This is a genomic window from Psychrobacillus sp. (assembly GCF_056205495.1).
Genome location: NZ_JBAEAP010000351.1, coordinates 1 through 6,210, shown reverse-complemented (window position 1 = coordinate 6,210; position 6,210 = coordinate 1). Strand labels below are relative to the sequence as shown.

Sequence of the window (6,210 nt, the reverse complement as noted above, 5' to 3'; positions counted from 1 at the left end):
ACCTATTGCAGATGTGTTTAGTGTACAATCGCTACAATTAGAAGACTGGTTAATTGTTATTGGGCTTAGCTTACTACCATTAATCGTGAACGAGGTAGTAAAGATTTTTAGAAAATAGAAATAATCTTCAGGGGGAAATATTATGGGAGAAATGAACAAGCAACAAATAGAAGTGGCTCAAAAAGAATCGCAGTTTTCAGGAAGTATTCTATTAAAAAGTAAGGATTCCTCGCTAGTAGAGACTAGTTTTGGATATGCTAACCGCTCCGATTTGCTACTTAACAGGATAGATACCAGGTTTGGTATTGCATCTGGGTGCAAAATTTTTACTGCGGTTGCCATTAGCCAGTTAGTAGAGGCAGGGAAATTATCTTATGACCAGAAATTAAAGGATTGTACGTCCATCACTCTTCCTCATTTTGATGATTCAATAACTCTTCATCACTTACTGACACACACTTCTGGAGTCCCGGACTATTTTGATGAAGAGGTAATGGATGACTTTGAAGAACTTTGGATTGAAAAGCCAATGTACCATATGCGTAAGTTAGAGGACTTCTTACCATTATTTCAGAATGGTAAGATGAAATTTACACCAGGAGAACAATTTCAATACAACAACGCAGGTTATATCTTACTTGGTTTAATCGTAGAAGAAGCTACAGGGCTATCGTTTCAACGATATGTAGAAAAAAATATTTTTGAGAAAGCGGGAATGAAGGACTCAGGGTATTTTCCGATGGATGCCTTACCGAATAATACGGCACTAGGTTATATAGACTCTGAGGATGGAACATGGAAAACTAATATTTATTCTCTACCCGTCCTAGGCGGGGCGGATGGTGGGGCTTTTACAACGGTTCAGGATATGCTTCATTTTTGGGATGCCCTGCTAGACAATAAATTATTAGAAGAGCAAACAACGGCAGCCTTACTCCAACCTTACGTAAAAGAACAGGATGATGATTACTATGGATATGGGGTATGGATTAAGAAAGACGGGAACAATATTAGCAAGTACCACGTAATGGGATATGACCCTGGAGTTAGCTTTCACTCGGCATACTATCCTGCTCAACAACTTAAATTAGCTATCTGCTCCAATAAGTCTAAGGGTGCTTTTGCTATGATGAAAGTGTTGGAGCAAATGCACCGTCTTTAAATATTATTTGCGCTGCTTTCGTTCCTCGCGTTGTTTACGTAAAAGGGAATAAGCAAGGTAAAGCATTGATAGGCCTAAGAGGAAAGATAGGATAGAATATACGATATTGTTTAGTCCTTCACCGAATACCAATACGAGAAGAAAAACAGGAACAAGTATATATATTATTTTTTCAGGGTTAAGCATGAGAGATTCTCTCCTTCTTTTTATAATCTCTCTATTATAGCGAACAAAATAAGAAAATGCTCTGTAAAAATGATAAACTATAGACGGAGGTGGACTTTGTGAATATAACATCTTATGAGATTGAAAAGATAAAGGACCCAACAGGAATAATTGCTGGGGATCGATATGAATTTTTACTGGGCTTTGAAGTTCCAGAGGATGACGAGTTATTTGAAGAGGCAAGCTCATTAGATTTGAGAGTTATTTTAGCTGTTTTAGATACGGGGTCGAAAATTGTTCAATATCACTTCCTTGATCGCAGTAATGGAAAAGTATTAGATTACGGCTTAGAAGAAAATGAAGAGTCCGTAGTTCTTGCTTTTTGCATGGAACACTATAACGAGGCGGAATAACATCACAAGCCTCAAATAATGTAAAACGTGAAATCGTTAGGATTTCACGTTTTTACATTCTATTAGTAGACAGATTAAGGACGGGGCGCCTAGAAGAAAGGTGTATCGGTGTGAGTGAAAAACTATTTAATTTCTCCTCACAAAAGGCGTATATTTTATTCGTCATTCTTTCCATGAACGGCGTGACTTTTTAACAAGAGAAATGATGAAATAAACTCAATTGAAGGACAATTAAGGAAATAGTTTTGTATTTCCTTTTAGTTTCCTTCTTATTTGAATTGATGTAAACTTAACTGAGAAGATTTTACATATAAAGGTGGCTGTTTTGATGGAACTAACAAATTTGATGAATCAACTATCTATAATTGACGTCAAAAATGCTGAAAATATTAATATTACAGGACTTGCTTATAATTCACAGAAGGTGGAGAAGGGCCAAGTATTTGTTTGTATAAAAGGCTTTAAAGCAGACGGGCATAAGTTTGCTGGACAAGCAGTGGAAAATGGTGCTGTGGCACTTGTGGTAGAGGAGTTTATAGATGATCTAGAGGTTCCACAATATAAAGTGGGGGATGCACGAAAAGCTCTAGCTGCACTTGCCGCTGCTTACTATGATCATCCTACTCATAAGCTTAAAACGATAGGCATTACAGCAACTAACGGAAAGACATCTACCTCCTTTATGACTAATGCGATTTTAGAGAATCATGGTCTTAAAACGGGTCTAATGGGGACTGTTGTAGTTAAGATTGGTGATTATGCAGAGCCTTCTGAACTGACAACACCAGAATCGCTTGATCTACAGCGATTTTACGCTAAGATGGTCGATGAAGGCGTGACTCACGCTACAATGGAAGTTTCATCCTCTGCTTTAGAGTTAAAACGTGTAGGCTGTGTCGATTTTGACATTGTGACGTTGAACAATATAAGTAGAGAACATATCGACTTACATTCATCCTTTGAAAAATATTTTGAACATAAATCTAGTCTTATTCGAGACGCTGGAGCAGACAAGGTAGCAATTCTAAATCTAGATGATGCTTATTCTGCCTCTCTAATTAACAAAACAAAGGCTACAGTTATTACTATTGGTGTAGAAGACCAATCGGCAGATGTAATATGTAGAGATTTGGATTTATCAACAGGAAGAGCAAAATTCAATCTAGTTATTCAACGTGATTTAGTTACAAATGATATGATCATACCTAAGCAACAATTTTCAATTGAGCTTTCTACACCGGGTTACCACTCCGTTTACAATTCCATGGTTAGTATTGTAGCTGGTTTGTTATGTGGTGTACCAGTGGAGACCATTCAAAAAAGTCTATCCGAATTTGTAGGGGTAGAAAGACGTTTTGAAATCATCTTTGAAGAAGATTTTAAAATTATCGATGACCACTTTGCAAATAGTGGGAATATAGATATTACACTTGGAACTTTAGAAAAAATGGATTTTAACCGCTTGTCCCTTGTATATGCAATTCGTGGAGATAGAGGGGTAACCGTCAATAGAGAAAATGCAGAAGCAATCGCCAAATGGGCACCAAGATTAGGTATTCATGAGATCACTGCTACTATCAGTAAATCTCATGTTACTAAAAAAGATGTAGTGTCTGAACAAGAGTTACAAGTATTCAAAGAAGTAATGGACGAAGCAGGCATTACGGTTCATTTATATGAGGAACTTCCAGAGGCTATTAGCTTTGGCTTGAGCGAGGTATCAGAAGGCGATCTTGTTCTGCTGGGTGGATGTCAAGGAATGGACTATGGTGCTAAGATTGCTCTAGAGCAGTTAGAGTCTATTCGACCAGATGTAGATAAAAAGAAATTATTCCAACCATTAGAGAAACGTGTAGCTGGAAACTCATAAGACAAAAGCAGTCCACATTTAAAGTGTGGACTGCTTTCTTTTATTATCGTTTAGGATGATAGTCTAATTCTTTAAATAGTTCTTTTCTTTCCTGCTCAGTTAGGTCGCGCCATTCACCAATAGCAAGACCACCAATGGAAATATTCATAATACGAACTCTCTGTAATCTCTTAACAGTAAAGCCTAATGCAGAACACATTCTCCGTATTTGGCGATTTAAGCCTTGAGTTAAAATAATATTAAATGTTTTCGGTCCAATTTTCTTTACCTTACATGGTAAAGTTGTGGTATCAAGAATGTTCACTCCAGAGGACATCTTTTCAATAAATGTGTCTGTTATTTTCTCATTTACTGTTACGATATACTCTTTTTCATGCTTATTTTCGGCACGAAGAATTTCATTAACAATATCACCATCGTTTGTTAGTAATATTAAGCCATCAGAATCTTTGTCTAAGCGACCAATATGGAAGATGCGGAGTGGGTGATTCACAAAGTCCACGATATTTCCTTTAATATTACGCTCTGTTGTACTAGTAATACCTACTGGCTTATTTAAAGCAAGGTATACTAAAGGCTGCTCCACAGTTACCGGCTTTCCATCTACACGTACATCATCGCCAGCCTCTACTTTGCTTCCTAGTTCAGCTACTGCACCATTAATGGTGACCTTACCATCTGCTATCCATTTATCTGCGCCGCGTCTTGACACGATCCCAGCCTCGCTTAAAAACTTATTAATACGCATAATTTAACACCTACTTTTCTTTGTGGTATTAGTATAACAAATTAGTGAAACTTTCATGGGTTTTAAGCAGTAAAAAAGTAAAGGAGTGGGTAAAATGTTGATGATACAAAAAGTAGAGCATAATTATAATAAGCTGAAAGAGGTTTTAGGATGGTCAGTGGATAAAAGAGTAACACTGTCCCTCGCTGGTTATTATACGTCCTTAGAAAAAGACGTGGATCTAGTTCGCTTTAACAAGATAAAAGAGATCATGAAGAACAAAGTAAGTGTGTTCTCTCCCTTACGATCCCACCTACAGCCATTGTTTACTTCGGTTTTGGATGTAAGTGGCCAAGAACCGGAAGAAGCAATCGATCAGTTATTACTGAAGGTAGAGGAATTGAAGAAAAAATCATTTAAGATGAATGATTACACATACGTTGCTGCTTTAATGATGTCGGATGAACCAGATAAGTGGGATTTTGAAATCAGTAGAGCTATGGAGCTTCTGTCAGCGATGAAGGTCCATCATCGTTTCTTAACTAATAGTGATGATTACCCGTTTGCAATCTTTTTAGGTAAGTTGGAGGGGGATATTACGACGAGGGCAGAGACCATGAATAGATATTATGAAGAGTTAAAAAATCATAAATTTTATTCAGGGAATGAACTCCAGTGGTTATCTCAAGTGCTTACTTATACAAATCCAGGGTATGATAAGGAAACAGTACCAAGGGTAGTGGTTATTAGGGATGGTTTTAAAAGTGTGAAGATAAAATTCTCTCTTTCGCAATATCCACTTATTGGTTTTATGGCTGCTCTTAAATTAAACGAGAATCAGCTAATGGATATAGTGGAGACATACAGGGCATTGACTAATATGAAGCTTTTTACCTGGTACAAGGAATCCGCACTTCCTATTGCTCTTGGACTAACTTTGAATTCTTCTAGGGACATACATGAAACTACCGCAATATCAATGACTACCTCCCTTGAAATACTTTTGCAGGCTCAACAGGCAATGATGATTTCATCTATTGCAGCGACAAGTTTTGCATCATCTTCCAACTCAAATTAAAGAAGGAATGCTATACTAAGTAAGTAAGGTTTTTAGAAAAAGACACATCGAAGTTAAACATCAAGGAGAGATTTTCGTGAATACAAATCCAATGAGTCAATCAAGAACAATTCAAACCCATTTAATCTTACCTCCAGATACGAATCATCATGAAACTATATTTGGTGGCAAGGTTTTAGCATTTATAGATGAAATCGCAGCCATCACTGCGATGAAACATGCAAAAGGAGCTGTCGTGACTGCTTCTATTGATTCTGTAGACTTTTTATCTTCAGCAAAAGTTGGAGATGTAATTGAATTAGATGCAATTGTATCCTCAACGGGACGCAGTTCAATGGAGGTATATGTTCGCGTAACTTCCATGAATCTACTGACAGGAGAAGAGAAGCTTACAACCGAATCTTTTCTGACAATGGTTGCAGTAGATGAAGAGGGGAAACCAGTTCCAGTCCCGGGCATTCATCCAGAAAGTGAGGACGAAAAACGTCTATATGAAACTGGACCAGCAAGAAGGGCCCACCGTAAACAACGTTTAGCGATGAAATATTAAAAACTGAGGTGTCTGTATGATAAAGCTAATAGATGAGAATTATAAGTACTTAATGATTTTATTTCTTGGCATCTATTTAATAAATTCTATCTATCTCCATGAGATGACAATTACAGTTATGGTTATCCTCTTGGTCATCATTTTAGAATTATTTATACACCGTCATCAAATGAAGCAACTTAGTTATATGCAGATTGCAATAATGGGTATTGTAGTTATTGCTGGAATCGCCGGACTCATCTATT

The 6,210-nt window shown here is 37.1% G+C and carries 8 protein-coding genes; 7 read left to right on the top strand and 1 reads right to left on the bottom strand.

Features of this window, described 5'->3' with window-relative positions; all coding sequences use genetic code 11:
- Positions 1-13: 13 nt before the first annotated feature.
- The 4 genes from AC06OU_RS10525 to AC06OU_RS10510 all read left to right on the top strand — a co-directional run bounded on the left by AC06OU_RS10525 (position 14) and on the right by AC06OU_RS10510 (position 3,610).
- A complete protein-coding gene (locus tag AC06OU_RS10525; protein WP_475855645.1) occupies positions 14-118 on the top strand; it encodes a hypothetical protein in 105 nt (34 codons plus the stop codon).
- A gap of 24 nt (positions 119-142) precedes the next feature.
- Positions 143-1,162 carry a serine hydrolase domain-containing protein gene (locus tag AC06OU_RS10520; protein WP_475855643.1) on the top strand — a complete coding sequence of 340 codons (1,020 nt, stop codon included), beginning with the start codon at positions 143-145 and terminating at the stop codon, positions 1,160-1,162.
- 284 nt (positions 1,163-1,446) lie between these two features.
- Positions 1,447-1,740, top strand: coding sequence for a DUF6509 family protein (locus tag AC06OU_RS10515; protein WP_475855642.1), 294 nt, complete (start codon positions 1,447-1,449; stop codon positions 1,738-1,740).
- Between the two features lie 328 nt (positions 1,741-2,068).
- Complete coding sequence (locus AC06OU_RS10510; RefSeq protein WP_475855641.1) at positions 2,069-3,610, top strand: Mur ligase family protein; 1,542 nt, start codon at positions 2,069-2,071, stop codon at positions 3,608-3,610.
- A gap of 43 nt (positions 3,611-3,653) precedes the next feature.
- On the opposite strand, the gene rluF is transcribed toward AC06OU_RS10510, so the two are convergent.
- Positions 3,654-4,358 (bottom strand): 23S rRNA pseudouridine(2604) synthase RluF, encoded by a 705-nt coding sequence (gene rluF / locus AC06OU_RS10505; protein WP_475855639.1) that lies wholly within the window; start codon positions 4,356-4,358, stop codon positions 3,654-3,656.
- Positions 4,359-4,452: 94 nt separating this feature from the next.
- On the opposite strand from rluF, the gene AC06OU_RS10500 reads away from it, so the two are divergent.
- From AC06OU_RS10500 to AC06OU_RS10490, 3 genes are all read left to right on the top strand, one after another.
- The gene (locus AC06OU_RS10500) at positions 4,453-5,415 is read left to right on the top strand and encodes a DUF4003 family protein (RefSeq protein ID WP_475855638.1); all 963 of its coding nucleotides are present in this window, start codon (positions 4,453-4,455) and stop codon (positions 5,413-5,415) included.
- A 91-nt stretch (positions 5,416-5,506) separates the two neighbouring features.
- The gene (locus tag AC06OU_RS10495; protein ID WP_342568267.1) at positions 5,507-5,965 is read left to right on the top strand and encodes an acyl-CoA thioesterase; all 459 of its coding nucleotides are present in this window, start codon (positions 5,507-5,509) and stop codon (positions 5,963-5,965) included.
- A gap of 16 nt (positions 5,966-5,981) precedes the next feature.
- On the top strand, positions 5,982-6,210 hold a 229-nt coding region (locus AC06OU_RS10490; RefSeq protein WP_475855637.1), incomplete at its 3' end, for a hypothetical protein.